This is a genomic window from Sphingopyxis microcysteis, assembly GCF_012274265.1.
Lineage (GTDB): Bacteria > Pseudomonadota > Alphaproteobacteria > Sphingomonadales > Sphingomonadaceae > Sphingopyxis > Sphingopyxis microcysteis.
Map to the genome: position 1 here is coordinate 209,315 of NZ_JAANYY010000003.1, position 17,912 is coordinate 227,226.

General features: G+C 65.0%; 16 protein-coding genes. 2 read left to right on the forward strand and 14 right to left on the reverse strand.

Features of this window, described 5'->3' with window-relative positions; all coding sequences use genetic code 11:
- The first annotated feature begins 76 nt into the window (after window positions 1-76).
- Window positions 77-2,059 carry a signal peptide peptidase SppA gene (gene sppA / locus G9408_RS08705; protein ID WP_168453647.1) on the forward strand — a complete coding sequence of 661 codons (1,983 nt, stop codon included), beginning with the start codon at window positions 77-79 and terminating at the stop codon, window positions 2,057-2,059.
- Window positions 2,060-2,184: 125 nt separating this feature from the next.
- Here sppA and G9408_RS08710 read toward each other — a convergent pair whose 3' ends face one another.
- From G9408_RS08710 to mdh, 9 genes are all read right to left on the reverse strand, one after another.
- Window positions 2,185-3,087 carry an alpha/beta fold hydrolase gene (locus tag G9408_RS08710; protein WP_168453648.1) on the reverse strand — a complete coding sequence of 301 codons (903 nt, stop codon included), beginning with the start codon at window positions 3,085-3,087 and terminating at the stop codon, window positions 2,185-2,187.
- A 130-nt stretch (window positions 3,088-3,217) separates the two neighbouring features.
- Window positions 3,218-3,850, reverse strand: coding sequence for a trimeric intracellular cation channel family protein (locus G9408_RS08715; protein ID WP_168453649.1), 633 nt, complete (start codon window positions 3,848-3,850; stop codon window positions 3,218-3,220).
- Between the two features lie 6 nt (window positions 3,851-3,856).
- Window positions 3,857-5,194, reverse strand: a complete 1,338-nt coding sequence (locus G9408_RS08720; RefSeq protein WP_168453650.1) for an amidohydrolase — start codon at window positions 5,192-5,194, stop codon at window positions 3,857-3,859.
- A 25-nt stretch (window positions 5,195-5,219) separates the two neighbouring features.
- Complete coding sequence (gene lpdA, locus G9408_RS08725; protein ID WP_168453651.1) at window positions 5,220-6,623, reverse strand: dihydrolipoyl dehydrogenase; 1,404 nt, start codon at window positions 6,621-6,623, stop codon at window positions 5,220-5,222.
- Between the two features lie 100 nt (window positions 6,624-6,723).
- Window positions 6,724-7,950 (reverse strand): 2-oxoglutarate dehydrogenase complex dihydrolipoyllysine-residue succinyltransferase, encoded by a 1,227-nt coding sequence (odhB, locus tag G9408_RS08730; RefSeq protein WP_168453652.1) that lies wholly within the window; start codon window positions 7,948-7,950, stop codon window positions 6,724-6,726.
- A 32-nt stretch (window positions 7,951-7,982) separates the two neighbouring features.
- Window positions 7,983-10,805 (reverse strand): 2-oxoglutarate dehydrogenase E1 component, encoded by a 2,823-nt coding sequence (locus G9408_RS08735; protein ID WP_168453653.1) that lies wholly within the window; start codon window positions 10,803-10,805, stop codon window positions 7,983-7,985.
- A gap of 90 nt (window positions 10,806-10,895) precedes the next feature.
- Entirely contained in the window at window positions 10,896-11,786 is an 891-nt protein-coding gene (sucD, locus tag G9408_RS08740; RefSeq protein WP_168453654.1) for a succinate--CoA ligase subunit alpha, read from the reverse strand.
- On the reverse strand, window positions 11,783-12,094 hold the full coding sequence (locus G9408_RS08745) for a hypothetical protein (RefSeq protein ID WP_168453655.1): 312 nt from the start codon (window positions 12,092-12,094) through the stop codon (window positions 11,783-11,785). Before G9408_RS08745 ends, sucD begins: the two co-directional genes overlap by 4 nt.
- 7 nt (window positions 12,095-12,101) lie before the next feature.
- Complete coding sequence (gene mdh, locus G9408_RS08750; RefSeq protein WP_137870134.1) at window positions 12,102-13,064, reverse strand: malate dehydrogenase; 963 nt, start codon at window positions 13,062-13,064, stop codon at window positions 12,102-12,104.
- Between the two features lie 312 nt (window positions 13,065-13,376).
- Between mdh and G9408_RS08755 the strand changes: the two genes are divergently transcribed.
- On the forward strand, window positions 13,377-14,420 hold the full coding sequence (locus tag G9408_RS08755) for a polysaccharide deacetylase family protein (RefSeq protein WP_168453656.1): 1,044 nt from the start codon (window positions 13,377-13,379) through the stop codon (window positions 14,418-14,420).
- 116 nt (window positions 14,421-14,536) lie between these two features.
- Here the strand turns inward: G9408_RS08755 and zapE are convergent, their stop codons facing one another.
- From zapE to G9408_RS08780, 5 genes are read right to left on the reverse strand one after another with little or no spacing between them, the layout of a single operon-like run.
- Entirely contained in the window at window positions 14,537-15,661 is a 1,125-nt protein-coding gene (gene zapE, locus G9408_RS08760) for a cell division protein ZapE (RefSeq protein WP_168454082.1), read from the reverse strand.
- Window positions 15,658-16,155, reverse strand: coding sequence for a PaaI family thioesterase (locus tag G9408_RS08765; RefSeq protein WP_168453657.1), 498 nt, complete (start codon window positions 16,153-16,155; stop codon window positions 15,658-15,660). The genes zapE and G9408_RS08765 overlap by 4 nt, the downstream gene beginning before the upstream one ends.
- Window positions 16,152-16,868: an MBL fold metallo-hydrolase gene (locus G9408_RS08770; protein ID WP_168453658.1), complete on the reverse strand. Its 717-nt coding sequence runs from the start codon at window positions 16,866-16,868 to the stop codon at window positions 16,152-16,154. The genes G9408_RS08765 and G9408_RS08770 overlap by 4 nt, the downstream gene beginning before the upstream one ends.
- 11 nt (window positions 16,869-16,879) lie before the next feature.
- Complete coding sequence (locus G9408_RS08775; protein WP_168453659.1) at window positions 16,880-17,125, reverse strand: hypothetical protein; 246 nt, start codon at window positions 17,123-17,125, stop codon at window positions 16,880-16,882.
- Window positions 17,125-17,907 carry a succinate dehydrogenase iron-sulfur subunit gene (locus G9408_RS08780; protein ID WP_120215432.1) on the reverse strand — a complete coding sequence of 261 codons (783 nt, stop codon included), beginning with the start codon at window positions 17,905-17,907 and terminating at the stop codon, window positions 17,125-17,127. The genes G9408_RS08775 and G9408_RS08780 overlap by 1 nt, the downstream gene beginning before the upstream one ends.
- Window positions 17,908-17,912 lie beyond the last annotated feature (5 nt).

Genomic DNA, 17,912 nt, shown 5'->3' on the forward strand with positions numbered 1-17,912 from the left:
TCGTCCATAGGACTGGGTTCCCCACCCGTCGAAGCGTGCATTGCCAACGGCCAGCCGCATCCCTAGGTTTGCAGCCATGACCGACACCACCGCCAACACCCCGAACGATCCAGCCGGCCCCTGGGCCATTCCGGTACGCCGCCCGCTACCCGGCGACGACAAGCCGAAATCGGGAACCAGCTTTCCGCGCAAGGTGTGGCGGTTGCTGGTTGCGATCAAGGATGGATTGGCGCTGATTTTCCTGCTGCTGTTCTTCGTCGCGATTTTCGGCCTGCTCGCGGGCCGTCCCAACGCCGGTCTGCCGGTCAGCGAGGGCGCGCTGCTGATCGAACTCGATGGGGTGGTCAGCGAACAGCCCGCCGAGGTCGACACTGTCACCGCGCTGTCGGGCGGCGACCAGCTGCAGGAAATCCGCGTCCGCGACGTCGTTCATGCGCTGGAAACAGCCGCCAACGACAAGCGCGTGACCTCGGTCGTGCTGGACCTCGACCGCTTTCTGGGCGGCGGCCAGGTGTCGCTCGCCGAAATCGGCGCTGCGGTCGACAAGGTGCGCGCCAAGAAAAAGCCCGTACTCGCCTTTGCCACCGCCTACACCACCGACAGCTATCAGATCGCCTCGCACGCCAGTGAAATCTGGGCCGACAGCGTCGGCGGGGTGGCGATCGCGGGTCCTGGTGGTTCGCGGCTCTATTACAAGGGGTTGATGGACCGCCTTGGCATCACCGCGAACATCTACCGCGTCGGCACGTTCAAGAGCGCGGTCGAACCCTTCCTGCGCAGCGACCAGTCGCCCGAAGCGAAGGAGGCCAATCTCGCCTACGCCAGCGTGCTGTGGGACAATTGGCTGACCGACGTCAAAAAGGCGCGCCCGGCGGCCAAGATCGACGCCTATATCGCCGACACCGCGGGCGCGGTGCGCGCCGCGGGCAACGATCTGTCCAAGGCATCGCTCGACGCGGGGCTGGTCGACAAGCTCGGCAGCCGGATGGCGTTCAACACCCGCGTCGCCGAAATCAGCGGCGCTTATGACGACAGCAAGCCGTGGGAATATAATGCGATCCCGCTCGAAAACTGGGTCGCCGCCAACCCGCCTGCAACAAAGGGCAGCGCCATCGCGGTCGTTCCCGTCGTCGGCGAGATCGTCGATGGCGAGGCGCCGACCGGGGTCGCGGGCGGCACCACGGTCGCGCAGCATATCCTCGACGCCGCGGCCGACGACAGCACGAAGGCGATCGTGCTCCGCGTCGATTCGCCCGGCGGATCGGTGCTGGCGTCCGAAGAGATCCGTCAGGCCTTGCTCGTCGCCAAGGCGAAAAAGCTGCCGATCGTCGTGTCGATGGCGAATGTCGCAGCATCGGGCGGTTACTGGATTTCGACCCCCGCCGACCGCATCTTTGCCGAACCCGAAACGATCACCGGATCGATCGGGGTGTTCGGAATCCTGCCGAGCTTCGAGCAGGCGCTCGCCAAGATCGGGGTCACCGCCGACGGCATCGCGACGACGCCGTTGTCGGGTCAGCCCGACGTGGTCGGCGGCGTCAACGACGAGTTCAACGCGCTGGCGCAGGCGAGCGTCGAGGACGTCTATGCGCGCTTTACCGGGCTCGTCGCGAAAAGCCGCAAGCAGCCACTCGAAAAGGTGCAGGCGATTGCCGAGGGCCGCGTCTGGGCCGGGGGCACCGCGCGGCAGCTGGGGCTGGTCGACCAGTTCGGCGGCCTGCCCGACGCGCTGGCCGCGGCGGCGAAACTCGCCAAGGTCGAGGGCGATTTTCACGCTCAATATTATGAGGACGAACCGAGCGAATTCGCCAAGATGCTGGCCAATTTGGGCAAGAGCGAAGAGGAAGTCGCCGCCGCACCGCGCGGCTGGTTCGGCATCGCGGCGATGAACCGCCAGCTGACCGAACGGCGGCTGGTGCAGGATATGGCGCTGCTGACGCAGACGGGATCGGTGCAGGCCGCGTGCCTCGACTGCCGCGGCTACCTGCCCGCCGTGCCGCGGTCGGGTGCGGCGGAAGCGAAGGGGTTCTTCGCGACGGTGGCGTTGTTCCTGAAATAAAGCGACATTTTATGGCCTGTTTCCCCGCGAAGGCGGGGATCCATCTCCTGCTGGCGCAACCTTGCACCGACGGGAGATGGGCTCCCGCCTTCGCGGGAGAACAGGCTCATTTCCAATGCCCTGCTTTACGCCGCCACCGCGCCCCCCTTGGCATGCCCCGCAATCGCGTCGGCCAGCGTATCGACCAGCGCCAGCGGCAGGTCATGCCCCATCCCCGGGATCGTCAGCAGTCGCGCGCCCGCGATGTTGGCCGCCGTATCGCGCCCTGCGGCGAGCGGTACCAGCGGATCATCCTCGCCATGCACGACCAAGGTCGGCGCGGTGATCGTCTTCAGCAAAGGGCGCCGGTCGCCGTCGGCGACGATCGCCGCCATCTGCCGCGCGACCCCCTGTGGGTACCAACCGCGCTCGAAATCGGCACGGACACGGCGCTGCAACCGCTCCTCGGCAGCGGGATAGGCGGGGCTGCCGATTACCCGCGCGGCGCGCACCGAATAGGCGATCATGTCTTCGGGATCGCCGCTCATCGGCCGGTTCGCCAGCACTTGCATCGCTTCCTTACGCGCGCGCGGCAGGCGGCGGTTGCCGGTGCTCGACATGATCGAAGTCAGCGACAGGGTGCGATCGGGATAGCGCGCGGCGATATGCTGCGAAATCATTCCGCCCATCGACGCACCGACGATATGCGCGCGCTCGATCGCCAGATGATCAAGCAGCGCGACGCCGTCGGCGGCCATATCGGCGAGCGTGTAGGCGGAACGGACCGGAAGCCCCAACATCGACTTGACGACCATCCACTTGACGTTCGGCACCCCCGCCGCGTCGAAGCGCGTCGACAGGCCGACGTCGCGATTGTCGTAACGGATGGTACGGAATCCGTGCGCGTTCAGCGCATCGACAAACTCGTCGGGCCACAAGGTCAGCTGCCCGCCCAGCCCCATGACGAGCAGGATCGTAGGCGCATCGCGCGGTCCCTTGTCTTCATAGGTAATCGTTATGCCATTGGCGGTCGTCTGCGCGGTGGTCATGCTGCGGAAATCCTTCGGCCGGTTTTCCTTAGCATGGCGCAGTTGACGCGAACGTCAAGTCGGGCATCCAGAACCTTACGCGCCGCCTCTCGTCCGTTCGTGTCGAGCGAACGGGATGGTGGACAGCGCCCTAAGCGCCTGTTTTGGGATCGCGATAGGCGGGCAAAGCTAGCGACCAGCGGATCGCTGCGCCGCGCAGGATGAACCCGGCAACCGCGCCGACCACCGCCGCAACCGGGGTTCCGGCGCCGAGCCACAGCAAGAGCAGGAACAGCCCCGACGCGAGCGCCGCCGCGGTAACGTAAATTTCGGGGCGCACGATGATCGACGGCACCCCTGCCAATATGTCGCGGATCGTGCCGCCAACGCAGCCGGTGATGACGCCCATAAGCAGCGCCGGGGCGGGCGGCACCCCCCATGCAAGCGCCTTGGCGGTGCCGAACACCGCGTAGGCCGCCAGCCCGACCGCGTCGGCCCATTCGAGCAACTGCCCCTGCCACCAGCGTTCGGGGGTCAGCCACACGATCAGCGCGATCGCGATGCACACCGCCGATATCGCGCCATCCTGCACCCAGAACACCGGCGCGCCGATCAACAGGTCGCGCACGCTGCCGCCGCCGACCCCGGTGACCAGCGCAAAGAAGGCGGCGGTGACCAACGTCTGGCGCAGCCGCACCGCCATCAACGCGCCCGACAAGGCAAACACGCCAATCCCCGCCAGGTCGAGCAGGCGAACGATCAGCGCATTGTCGACGTCGAGCATCGGCGCCTATTTCGCGCTCGGCCATACCCCGCCGATGACCGACAGGACGATCGCCGACACCGCGCCGCGGATCACCGGCTCGGCCTGGGGCGCAAAGAAAGGCGAGTGGTTGGTCGGGATCGGCTGCCCCTTCGCCTTCAGGTCGGCGAGGACCGCGGGATCATAGCCGCCGATCGCGAAATAGAGCGACGGGATGCCGGCATCGACGAATTCCGAATAATCCTCGCTCGCCGAAACCGGCGCCGCGCTGGCGGGGGCGAACAGCAATTTGTCGCCGAACACCGGTTTCAGGATTTCGAAGCCGTTGGCGGCCATCGACTCATTGTTCACCAGGCTCGCGGTGCCGGTCAGGTAGGTGATCGTCGGTTCGGGGGCATTGCCCATCATCGCCGCCGCCTTCGCCGAACGCTCGGCGCCCGAGCGCAACAGCTGGCGCACCTCGGGGGTGAGCGAGCGGATGTTGACCTTTACCTCGGCGCTGTCGGGGATGATGTTGGGCGCGCTGCCCGCGTTGATCGCGCCGATCGTCAGCACGCCGAATGCGTAGGGATCCTTTTCGCGGCTGATCACCGTCTGAACATCGGTCACAAAGCGCGCCGCGATCGGTATCGGGTCGAGCGTCGCCGACGGCATCGAGCCATGACCGCCGCGACCGTGGAACGTGATCGAATAGCTGTCCGACGCCGAAAAGGCGGTCCCCGCCTTGATCCCCACCGTCCCTGTCGGGCCGTTCAGCACATGCGCCGCGAAACCATAATCGGGCTTGGGGAAGCGCGTCAGCAGCCCGTCGTCGAGCATCGCTTTCGCGCCCTTCAAAATCTCCTCGGCAGGCTGGCCAATCAGCACGACGGTGCCCGACCAGCTGTCGCGCATCGCGGCGAGCGCCTGCGCGACCCCGACCAGATAGGCGACATGCGTGTCATGGCCGCACGCGTGCATGACGGGGACATCCTTGCCCTCATAGGTGGCGCGCGCCTTGCTCGCCCAGGCGAGCCCGGTCTTTTCCTCCATCGGCAGCGCGTCCATGTCGGCGCGGATCAGGATCGTCGGCCCCTCGCCGTTCTTGAGCACGCCGACGACGCCGGTGCCGCCGACCTTTTCGGTGACGGTAAAGCCTGCTTTACGCAGATGTTGCGCGAGGATGCCCGCGGTGCGGACCTCCTGCATCCCGAGTTCGGGGTTCTGGTGCAGATCGCGATACAGCGCGTCGAGCGCCGGATAATTTTTGTCGAGCAGCGCGGTCAGCCGCGCATTGGCGGCGACAAGGTCGGGCGCCGCCTGCGCGCTCGTTGCGGTGAGGGAGAGAGACAGCGAAGCCGCTACCCCGAGCCAATGCTTCGCCATAATTCTCTCCCCCTCGATATTCGTGTCAGACGTGGATCGGTTTGCCCGTCACCGCCATCGCGGCTTCCTTGATCGCCTCGCTGTGCGTCGGATGCGCATGACAGGTATAGGCGATGTCTTCGGAGGTCGCGCCGAACTCCATCGCCTGCGCCGCCTGCGCGATCATCGTGCCCGCGACGCTTGCGATGCACCACACGCCGAGCACCCGGTCAGTCTTGGCGTCGGCGATAATCTTCACAAAACCGTCGGGTTCGTGGTTGGTCTTGGCGCGGCTGTTACCCGCCATCGGGAATTTGCCGACCTTGACCTCGCTCTTTTCCTTCGCCTGCTCTTCGGTCAGGCCGACCCCGGCGATTTCGGGCCAGGTGTAAACGACCGACGGGATCACATCATGGTTCACGATGCCGGTCTGGCCCGCGATATTTTCGGCGCAGGCGATGCCCTCGTCCTCGGCCTTGTGCGCCAGCATCGGACCGGGGATGACGTCGCCGATCGCCCAGATGCCGGGCACCTGGGTGCTGAAATCATGGTCGGTTTCGATCTGGCCGCGCGCATTGACCGCGAGCCCCGCCTTGTCGAGCGCGAGCCCGTCGGTGTTCGGCCGCCGTCCGATCGACACCAGCACGACATCGGCCTCGAGCGTTTCCGCCTCGCCGCCCGCCGCGGGTTCGAGCGTCAGAACGGCTTTCTTGCCCTTCACGACCGCGCCGGTGACCTTGGTCTTCAGCTTGAATTCAATGCCCTGTTTCTTGAAGATGCGGTTGGCATCCTTGCGCACGTCGGCGTCCATGCCGGGCAGGATCTGGTCGAGAAACTCGACGCAGGTGACCTTGGCGCCCAGACGGCGCCATACGCTGCCCAGCTCAAGCCCGATCACGCCGCCGCCGATCACGACCATATGCCCCGGCACCTTCGCCAGTTCGAGCGCACCCGTTGAATCGACGATCACCTGCTTGTCATTGTCGACCTCGACACCGGGCAGCGGGGTTACCGACGATCCGGTGGCGATGATGATATTCTTGGCGCGATAGGTCTTGCCCGCAACCTCGACACTGTCCTTGCCGGTAAACGCGGCATAGCCCTTCAGCCAGTCGACCTTGTTCTTCTTGAACAGGAATTCGATGCCTGCGGTCAGCCCCTTCACCGCATCGACGCGCTGCGCATGCATCGCGGGCAGGTTGAGCTTGGGCGTCACGTCGATCCCCATCTTCGCCATCGCGCCGTTGGCGGCTGCGTCAAAATATTCCGACGCATGCAGCATCGCCTTCGACGGGATGCAGCCGACGTTGAGGCAGGTGCCGCCCAGCGTTTCGCGCCCGTCGGCGCAGGCGGTCTTCAGCCCCAGCTGCGCTGCGCGGATCGCCGCGACATAACCGCCGGGACCGGCACCGATGACAAGGACGTCGTAGTCGTAGGATTGCTCGCTCATGTCTCTTCTCTCGTCATCCCGGCGGAGGCCGGGATCTCTACGTTGCGTCGGACCTTACCGTCGAGATCCCGGCCTTCGCCGGGATGACGGGTAAACCAGTTCAAAGGTCGATCAACAACCGCGTCGGATCCTCGATCGCTTCCTTGATCGTCTTGAGGAAGGTTACCGCCTCGCGACCATCGATCAGACGGTGGTCATAGCTGAGCGCCAGATACATCATCGGACGGATGACGATCTCGCCGTTGCGCACGACCGGGCGGTCCTCGATGCGGTGGAGGCCGAGCACCGCCGACTGCGGCGGGTTGATGATCGGGGTCGACATCAGGCCGCCGAACACACCGCCGTTCGAAATGGTGAAGGTGCCGCCGGTCATGTCGTCCATCGTCAGCGTGCCCTCCTTGGCGCGCTTGCCAAGATCGGCGATCGCCTTTTCGATGTCGGCGAACGACAGGCTGTCGGCGCCCCGCACGACGGGGACGACCAGGCCGTTCGGCGCGCTGACCGCGACCGAGACGTCGAGATAGTCGTGATAGACGATCTCGTCGCCGTCGATGCGCGCGTTGACCGCGGGAATGTCATGCGCGGCGAGCGCCACCGCTTTGGTGAAAAAGCTCATGAAGCCAAGGCGCACGCCATGCTTCTTTTCAAAGCTTTCGCGATATTTATCGCGCGTCGCCATCACCGCCGACATATCGACGTCGTTGAACGTCGTCAGCATTGCCGCAGTGTCCTGCGCCGACTTGAGCCGCTTGGCGATCGTCTGGCGCATCCGCGTCATCTTGACGCGTTCTTCGCGGCGGCCCGATGCACCGCTGGCGGCGGAAGCGGGGGCGGGCGCAGCAGCCGGAGCCGGGGCGGCTGCGGGCGCCGCGCTCGCGGCGGCGAGTACATCTTCCTTGGTCAGGCGGCCGTCCTTGCCGCTGCCCTGGATCTTCGTCGGGTCAACGCCATGTTCGAGCACGAGGCGGCGCACCGCGGGTGACATGGTCGTGACCGTATCGACGCCCTCGCCCGCCGGAGCGGTCGCGGCAGGCACCGGCGCGGCGGCTTCAGCCTTTGCCGCCGGGGCGGGCGCAGCGGCAGCGGCGCTACCGGCTTCGATCGTGGCGATCACCGCGCCGACATTGGCCGTGTCGCCAACCGCGACAACCTGCTGCCCCATCACGCCCGCGACCGGCGAAGGCACTTCGACCGCGACCTTGTCGGTTTCAAGGCTCGCGATCGGCTCGTCGAGTGCAACGGCTTCGCCCGGCTGTTTCAGCCACTCGCCGATCGTCGCTTCGGTGACGCTTTCGCCCAGCGTGGGGACTTTGACTTCGGTGCTCATAGGTGCAGTTCCTTGGGGGTCTTGTGCCTGGCTCAGGCTTTATTCTTGCTGCGGCGAATTTCGGCACGGACACTGAGGCCCAGTGCGTCGGCGACCAGCGCCGACTGCTCGGTCTGGTGGCGGCTCATCAGGCCCGTCGCGGGCGACGCCGCGGCGGCGCGTCCCGCATAGCGCGGGCGCATGCCCTTGTGGCCCGCTTCGTTCAGCGCCTCTTCGATAAAGGGCTCGACAAAGAACCAGCTGCCGTTGTTGCGCGGTTCTTCCTGCGCCCAGACGACCTCCTCCAGCTTCGGCATCCGCTTCAAGCGCACCGCGAGCGGATCGCCCGGGAAGGGATAGAGCTGTTCGATACGGATCACCGTCGTGTCGGTCAGCCCCGCGGCGTCGCGCGCTTCCATCAGGTCGTAACCGACCTTGCCCGAACACAGCACGACGCGCTTGATGTCGGCGTCAGCGGGCGGCGTGCGGTCGGACATGATGCGGCGGAAATGCGCGTCACCGATAAAGTCGCTGCGCTGCGACACCGCCAGGTTGTGCCGGAGCAGCGACTTCGGCGTCATGATGATCAGCGGCTTGCGGAACGGGCGCAGCATCTGGCGGCGCAGGACGTGGAAATAGTTCGACGGGGTCGAAATATTGCACACCTGGATATTGTCGCCCGCACAGAGCTGGAGGAAGCGCTCGAGGCGTGCGGAGCTATGCTCCGGTCCCTGCCCTTCATAACCGTGCGGGAGCAGCATCACGAGCCCGTTGGCGCGTAGCCATTTGGCTTCGCCCGACGCAATGAACTGGTCGATCATGATCTGCGCGCCGTTGGCGAAATCGCCGAACTGCGCTTCCCACAATACCAGCGATTTCGGATCGGCCATCGCATAGCCATATTCAAAACCGAGCACGCCATATTCGGAGAGCGGGCTGTCGAGCACCTCGAACCGGCCGTGCGGGACGGTGGTCAGCGGCACATATTTCGCCTCGGTCTTTTGATCGACCCAGACCGCGTGGCGCTGGCTGAAGGTGCCGCGCCCCGAATCCTGGCCCGACAGGCGGACCTGATAGCCTTCGCTGAGCAAGGTGCCGAAGGCGAGGCTTTCGGCGGTCGCCCAGTCGAACACTTCGCCGTCGCTCTTGTCGGCGAACATCGCGCCGCGTGCGTCGATGACGCGGCGCAGCGTCTTGTGGACTTCGACGTCGGCGGGGATCGTCGTCAGGACGCGCCCGATCGAATCGAACAATTTGTCCGAAACCCCGGTCGAGATGTTGCGGCGGGCATTTTCGGGATCGGCGGGAGCGTGTAGCCCCGACCAGCGCCCGGCGAACCAGTCCGCCTTGTTCGGCTTATAGCTCTTGGCGCCCTCGAAATCGCTTTCGAGCCGCGCAATGAACTCGGCGCGGCGCGCGTCGGCCCAACCGGCGTCGATCACGCCTTCGCTTTCCAGCTTGGCGGCGCAGAGCTGCGACACCGGCGGGTGCTTGCGGATGCGTTCGTACATCAAAGGCTGGGTGAACGACGGTTCGTCGCCCTCGTTATGACCGAAGCGGCGATAGCACCACATGTCGATCACGACGTCGCGTTTGAACTGCTGGCGAAAATCGATCGCGAGCTTGCACGCGAAGGTCACCGCTTCGGGATCGTCGCCATTGACGTGCAGGATCGGCGCCATCACGCCCTTCGCCACGTCCGACGGATAGGGCGACGAGCGCGCATATTGCGGGCTGGTGGTAAAGCCGATCTGGTTGTTGACGATGAAGTGGATGCAGCCGCCGGTATTGTAACCGCGGATGCCCGAGAAGCCGAGGCATTCCCACACGATCCCCTGCCCCGCGAACGCCGCGTCGCCATGGATCAGCACCGGCAGCACCTGTTCATGCTTGGCGAGGTCGTCACGCACCACCTGCTGCGCGCGCACCTTGCCGAGCACGACCGGATCGACCGCTTCGAGGTGCGAAGGGTTGGGAACCAGCGACATATGCACCGACGCGCCGCCGAACTCGCGGTCGGTCGAGGTGCCGAGGTGATATTTGACGTCGCCCGAACCGCCGATGTCGTCGGGGTTCGCCGATCCGCCGGCAAATTCGTGGAAGATGATCTTGTACGGCTTCGCCATGACGTTCGCGAGCATGTTGAGCCGCCCGCGATGCGCCATGCCATAGACGATTTCCTTGACCCCATATTGGCCGCCATATTTGATGATGGCTTCCATCGCGGGGATCATGCTTTCGCCGCCGTCGAGGCCGAAACGCTTGGTCCCGACATATTTCTTGGCGAGGAATTTCTCCCATTCCTCGGCCTCGATCACCTTGTTCAGGATGGCGCGTTTGCCCTCGACCGAAAATTCGATGATCTTGTCGGCGCCTTCCATCCGCTCCTGCAGGAACTGGCGTTCCTTGAGGTCGGCGATGTGCATATATTCGAGGCCGACATTGCCGCAATAATTGGCGCGCAGGATCGCCACGATCTCGCGGATCGTCGCTTTTTCCAGGCCCAGCGTGCCGCCGATATAGACCGGGCGGTCCTGATCGGCGCCAACGAAACCGTGATATTCGGGGGTCAGGTCGGCGGGCAGCTCGCGCGTACTGAGCCCCAGCGGATCGAGATTGGCGGCGAGATGCCCGCGCACGCGATAGGTGCGGATCAGCATCATCGCGCGGATCGAATCATTCGCCGCGCGCTCGACTTCAGCATTCGACAGCGGCGCACCCGCCTTGGCCGCGGCGGCCTTGACCGCGACCTGCATCTGCTGCGGATCGAGCGCGGCGGTCAGGTCGTCGCTGTCGATCTGGGGCCAGTTCTTCGGCGCCCAGCTGGGACCAGCCTGCGGCTCGTCGATGTCAAAGCTTTGTCGTTCGAGGTTCATTGTCTTTTCCATTCTCGAAAGAGAAATGGCTCCGGGGAGGGTATGGGAGCGACGCCCGCTGACAACGGCTGTTGACAGCGGGCGCTTAAATCAAACGCGTTCTTTCAGCACTTCGACAAGCGTCGTGCCGAGTTCGGACGGGCTCGCCGACATGGTGATGCCCGCGGCTTCCATCGCCGCGATCTTGCTTTCGGCGTCGCCCTTGCCGCCCGATACGATCGCGCCGGCATGGCCCATGCGGCGGCCCGGAGGCGCGGTGCGGCCCGCGATGAAGCCGGCCATCGGCTTTTTGCGGCCGCGCTTGGCTTCGTCGATCAGGAACTGCGCCGCCTGTTCCTCGGCGTCGCCGCCGATTTCGCCGATCATGATGATCGACTTGGTCGCTTCGTCAGCCAGGAACAGCTCGAGTACGTCGATGAAATTGGTGCCGTTGACCGGATCGCCGCCGATGCCGACCGCGGTGGTCTGGCCGAGGCCCGCGTTGCTCGTCTGGAACACCGCTTCATAGGTCAGCGTACCCGAACGCGAGACGACGCCGACGCTGCCTTTCGAGAAGATGCTGCCGGGCATGATGCCGATCTTGCATTCGCCCGGCGTCAGCACGCCGGGGCAGTTCGGGCCGATCAGGCGCGACTTCGAACCCGACAGCGCGCGCTTCACCTTGACCATGTCGAGCACCGGGATGCCCTCGGTGATGCAGACGATCAGCGGGATTTCGGCGTCGATCGCCTCGAGGATCGAGTCCGCGGCGAACGGCGGCGGCACATAGATGCAGCTTGCGGTCGCGCCGGTCGCATCTTTCGCTTCGGCAACGGTGTCGAACATCGGCAGGCCGATGTGCGTCGTGCCGCCCTTGCCCGGCGTCACGCCGCCGACCATCTGCGTGCCATAGGCGAGCGCCTGTTCGGTGTGGAAGGTGCCGGTGGCACCGGTCATCCCTTGCGTGATGACCTTGGTATTCTTGTCGATGAGGATGCTCATTCGAAAGTCTCTCCGAGTTTTGACCTAGCGCGATTGTCATCGAACCGAGTCTTCAAATAGCGAACGCTCCAACCGATACAGTGGGCCAAAGACATTCCTGCGATCAGCACGCCCAAGAAATAAGGGAAAATCTGGGCGCCATATTCATTCAACGATGGATCGTTCGGGTCGCCAGTCCAATGGAGGTATAAGATGTATACCAGCCACAAGCCCAGCAACCCGACGATAGCCGCCGTCACCTTCCATTTCCCGAAATACCCCAGCAGCAAAAACGGCAGGGGAAGAAGCAGGAAGAGGATGGCGACCATATCCGGCTTAAGCCAGCGACGGATCCAGCGCCTTGCACGCGTCGAGCAGTTCCTTGACCGCGTCGACCGAGACCTGCAGGCCGGCCTTGTCGGCATCGTCGAGTTCGATCTCGACGATCTTCTCGACGCCGCCGGCGCCGATCAGCACCGGAACGCCCACATAAAGGCCGTCGAGGCCGTACTGGCCGTCGACATAGGCGGCGCAGGGCAGGATGCGCTTCTGGTCACCCAGATAGGCTTCGGCCATCGCGATGCCCGAAGCAGCGGGCGCGTAGAAAGCCGATCCGGTGCCGAGCAGCGCGACGATCTCGCCGCCGCCGCCGCGGGTGCGCTTGACGATCGCGTCGATCTTGTCCTGCGACGACAGGCCCATCTTGACGAGATCGGGAACGGGGATGCCGTTGACGGTCGAATAACGCACGACGGGAACCATCGTGTCGCCATGGCCGCCGAGCACGAAGGTGTTCACATCCTTCACTGACACATCGAATTCGTCTGCGATGAAGTGGCTGAAGCGCGCCGAGTCGAGCACGCCGGCCATGCCGACGACCTTGTTGTGCGGCAGGCCCGAAAACTCACGCAGCGCCCAGACCATGGCATCAAGGGGATTGGTGATGCAGATGACGAACGCATCGGGAGCGTTCGCCTTGATGCCTTCGCCGACCGCCTTCATGACCTTCAGGTTGATGCCGAGCAGGTCGTCGCGGCTCATGCCCGGCTTGCGCGCGACCCCGGCGGTGACGATGATGACGTCGGCGCCCGCGATGTCCTTGTAATCGTTCGAGCCGGTGATCTTGGCATCGAAGCCCGCGATCGGGCCGACCTGCGACAGGTCGAGCGCCTTGCCCTGCGGCACGCCTTCCACGACGTCGAACAGGACGACGTCGCCGAGTTCTTTCTGCGCGGCGAGCAGCGCCAGCGTTCCGCCGATATTCCCGGCTCCGATCAATGCGATCTTCTTGCGTCCCATGGCGCGCGGCACTCCCTTCCTGGCAAGCCCGGCAATGCTTCACAGACCGGCGGCACACGGGCCAAAGTGCCGTGCCGATCCCAAGACTTGGGTCGCCCCTACGCCGATTCCGTTAACGAAACAACCGCGAAAAGCGCGAAATTCCGCCTTTTTCTGCAAATAGTTCGCAATAACAACAAGCGGCGATGTAACCGATCCTGCGCGGGTTTGGATGGACAATAGCGTGCATGCATGACAGGCTGATTGACGTCGGGGAACGGCCACCCGGCGAAGTTAACCCTCCTTTATCGCTGGGGTGATAGGCGCGAGCGGATGACGCGGGCAATCATCAGTTTCGATACCGAGCTGTCCGCCGGGCTATACCAGCGCGGCGCCGATGCGCGCGCCAATTTCGAAAGCTCGATCCTGGGGCGCTGCCGCGAAGGCGATTTCGGCATCCATTTCCAGATGGACATGCTCGAACGCCACGGCCTGACCGGGGTGTTCTTTATCGATCCGATGCCGGCGCTGGTTTACGGCCCCGAAGTCATCGATGCGATCGTCCGCCCGGTGCTGGACCGTGGGCACGAGGTGCAGGTCCATATCCACACCGAATGGCTCGCCTTCGCCCGTTTCAACCCGGTCGGGCGATTGACCGGACGGAACATCGGCGACTTTCCGCTGGCGGCACAGAAAAGGCTCATCGCGCTCGCGCGCGACATTCTGGTCGGCGCGGGGGCGCCCCGACCGACCGCGTTTCGGGCCGGAAATTTCGGCGCCAACGACGATACGCTGCGCGCGCTCGCCGCGCTGGGCTTTCGTTTCGACAGCAGTTTCAACGCGGCCTATCTGGGGCATGGCTGCGCCATCTCGCTCGACGCGGGCAACCAGGGCATGCGCGAGCATCATGGCGTGATCGAAGTGCCGGTCAGCGGCCTGATGGACCGCGCCAACCGCTTTCGCCCGGCGCAGCTGTGCGCGATGTCCGAAGAGGAAATGCGCGACGCGCTCGACCATAATGCCGCCAGCGGCGCGATCCAGTTTTCAGCGTTCAGCCACAGCTTCGAATTGCTGAGCCGCGACCGCAAGGTCGCCAACCGGCTGGCGATTTCGCGGATGGAGGCGCTGTGCCGCGCCGTTGCCGACGATGCCCGCGTGACCAGCGGCGGGCTGATCACCCTGCCCGCGCCGCCCGCGCGCCCCCGCCGTATCCATGTTCCCGCGCCGCGCCCGTTTCGCACGTTGCGCCGGGTCATTCAGCAAGGGCTGGGCCACCTCGCGCATGAGGTGCGCTATGTCCGCGATGTCATCGCGGTGACGATCAATTCGTCACGCTGGGGCAAAATTGCCACCGGCGTCCTGCTCGCCATGGCTTGAGCCTGCTTCGGGCGGGTCGACTCTAACCGTAGCCCTGAGCCTGTCGAAGAGCGCTTACCCAAGAAGCGCCCTTCGACAGGCTCAGGGCTACGGCTCAGATTGGCCGGAGCAATATGCTAAACGGTGGCGTCCTGCTCGCCATGGCCTAGCGCGAGGTAGTGGTCCGACTGCATTTCGGACAAGCGGCTTGCGGTGCGTTCGAATTCGAACGCGCCGTCGCCCGCGACATACAGATCATCGGGCATCGCCGCGGCGCTAGCCAGCAACTTGACCTTATATTCGTACAGCGCGTCGACCAGCGTCACGAAGCGTGCCGCCTCGTTGCGATTTTCCGGCCCCATGCGCGGAATGCCGACGATGATGACGGTATGAAAATGCCGCGCGACCGCCAGATAGTCCGATGCGCCGCGCGCCTCGGCGCACAGCCGCTTGAACGAAAAGACCGCGACCCCTTTCAGCGCCTTTGGCACGTGTAGCGTCCGCCCACCGCCAAGGTCGAGATCGAGCGTCGGGACATGCGCGCGGTCTTCGGGCGGATAGTCGGTGAGGCGAAAAAAGGCCGCCGACAGCGCGGCGCTCGCCGCCTCATCGGCGGGGACGAACCAACGCGCGCCATCACCCAGCCGGTCGCGGCGATAATCGGTCGGCCCGTTCAGGCCCATCACGTCGAGCTTCGCCTCGACCAGCGCAATGAATGGCAGGAAATGCTCGCGGTTGAGCCCGTCCTTGTAAAGGTCGGACGGCGGACGGTTCGAGGTCGCGACCACCGTGACGCCGCGGTCGATCAGCGCGGTGAACAGCCGCGAGAGGATCATCGCATCGGCGCTGTTGTTCACGACCATTTCGTCGAACGCGAGGCAGCGGACATTTTCGACCAGCGCGTCGGCCACGAGCGGAATCGGGTCGCCGGCCTCGCTTTTGCGCACCTCGCGCATCCGCGCATGGACGTCGAGCATGAAGGCGTGGAAATGGACGCGCCGCTTGCGCTGGATGTGCAGCTGGTCGTAGAACAGGTCCATCAGCATCGACTTACCGCGCCCGACCGCGCCCCACAGATAGACGCCGCGCGGGCTCTCGGGCTTGCGCCCGGTCAGCCGCCAAAGCAGGCTCCCGCGCGGCGGCACCGCTTCCAGTTCGGCCTGCAACGCGTTCAACCGTTCGGCGGCGGCGCGCTGCTCGGCGTCGGGGCGGAGTTCGCCGCCCGCGACGAGCGCATCATAGGCGGCGAGAACCGACATCAGCCGCGATCCTTGCTCGCCTTGCGGATGGTGCCCGAAAAGCTGAGCACGATATGACTGTCGTCTTCACCCTGCACCACCAGTCCGCGCAGAAAGATCAGGCGACCGGTCTCGCGGACCAGCTCGACCACCGCGTCCAATGGTTCGCCGAGCCGACCCGCGCCGACAAACTGCGTCGACAGGTCGAGCGTCACCGAATGGCCTGCATTGAGCGATCCGAACTGGTGCGACGCCGCGAACAGCGCAATGTCGACCAGTGCCAGCGTGACCGCGCCGTGGACATTATCCCCCAGATTGCTGTGCTTGCGCTCCGGGATCATGCGCACCCGCGCACAGGGGCGGCCGTCGGACGTGGGCGGCTCGACCCGTACCGTCAGCGGCTCGATAAAGCTGTTGAAGCGGCTCGCGTCCTTGAGATCCCAGCTCAGCCAGCCGTCGTCGAGTGCCTCGGCGCTGAAATGGTCACGCCGCTTCGGTTCCTCGATCCCGTCGTTCATGCCGTGCAATATCCGTCCAGTTTTCCCGCGCGGATCAGCCCGCCATAATAGTCCGCCATCGCTTTGGCCCGCACGCTGTCATCGCCGATCCACCGCGACGCGGCCGCGAGCCAGCCCGCCGAGCAGCCCTCAAGCGCGCCTGCGCCGCGCGCGCAAGCGATAAAATCGCCAAAGGCGTCGCGCCAGCGATGAAAATCGGCGGTCGACATGATCGGGCCATGACCCGGGACGACCTGTTCGGCACCCGAAGCGGCGACGTCATCCAGCGCCGCCAGCCAGCCTTCGGGGCAGGCGGTGTCGAGGAATGGTGCGGGTAACGTGACCAGATCGCCCACGATCGCGCGTTTCTGGTCCGCATCGTAAATCCACAGGTCGCGCTCGGTCGCCGCGAGGTGGGCGACGCGAAGCGACAGCGGACGCCCGGCGATGACCATGTCGCGCGTTTCGTCGACGATCACATCGGGCCGAAGCTCCGTCCCCCGCGCGATGGTCGCCAAGTCGCCCTCGACGTCGCCGACGGCCGCGGCGGGGACGGCGCCCTCGGCAAGCGCCTTGCGCGAGGCGGCAGCACTGTTCGCGAGAAAGCCCATCAGCGCGCCGTCGATCGCCGAGGTGCCATAGACCTTGAGCCTCGGGAAAGCTGCCTTCAGCGCCGGATTGCCGCTCACATGGTCAAGATGCCAATGGGTGTTGACGATGGCGACCAGCGACATGCCGATTCCGCTCAGCCCCGTTTGATCAGGGTCAGATGCTCGGCATGGCGCCCCGTGTCGACAACGATCGCCCCCTCCGGCCCATACAGGATCACGCTGTTGCCGTCCGGCGAGCGGCCGGGCGGGAAAGTGCCGCCGATCAGGAAGGTCGCGCCGCCAATTCCGTGCGCATAAGTGCGCGGCGCCGGAACGGTTTCGACTGCGGGCGTTGCCGTGCAGGAGGCGAGCGCCAGCGCGGCGAACACCCCCCAGCGCATCAGACCTGCCGCTCGGCTTCCATTTTCTTGATCTCGGCGATCGCGCGCGCGGGGCTCAGTCCCTTGGGGCAGGCGTTCGAGCAGTTCATGATCGTGTGGCAGCGATAGAGGCGGAAGGGGTCTTCCAGCTCGTCGAGGCGCTCGCCGGTCATTTCGTCGCGGCTATCGGCGAGCCAGCGATACGCCTGAAGCAGGATCGCGGGGCCCAGGAACTTGTCGCTGTTCCACCAATAGCTGGGGCAGCTGGTCGAGCAGCAGGCGCACAGGATGCACTCATAAAGCCCGTCGAGCTTTTCGCGCTCGGCGGGCGATTGCAGCCGCTCCTTGCCGCTCGGCGTCGTCGTCTTGGTTTTCAGCCAGGGTTCGATCGACGCATATTGCGCATAGAAATGGGTGAAGTCGGGAACCAGATCCTTGATCACGTCCATCGCGGGCAGCGGCGTGATCGTGATGTCGCCCTTCAGATCCTCGATCGCGGTGGTGCAGGCGAGGCCGTTCTTGCCGTTCATGTTCATCGAACAGCTGCCGCAAATCCCCTCGCGGCACGAGCGGCGGAAGGTCAGCGAGCTATCCTGTTCGCTCTTCATCTTGATCAGCGCATCGAGCACCATCGGGCCGCACTTCTGGGTGTCGATCTCGAAGGTATCGAAGCGCGGATTCTGGCCGCTGTCGGGGTCGTAGCGATAGACTTTGAACGTCTTGACCGCGGCCGCGCCTTCGGCCTTGTGGACCTTGCCCGTCTTTTGCGGGCGGCTGTTCTTGGGCAGACGGAATTCGGCCATGTCGC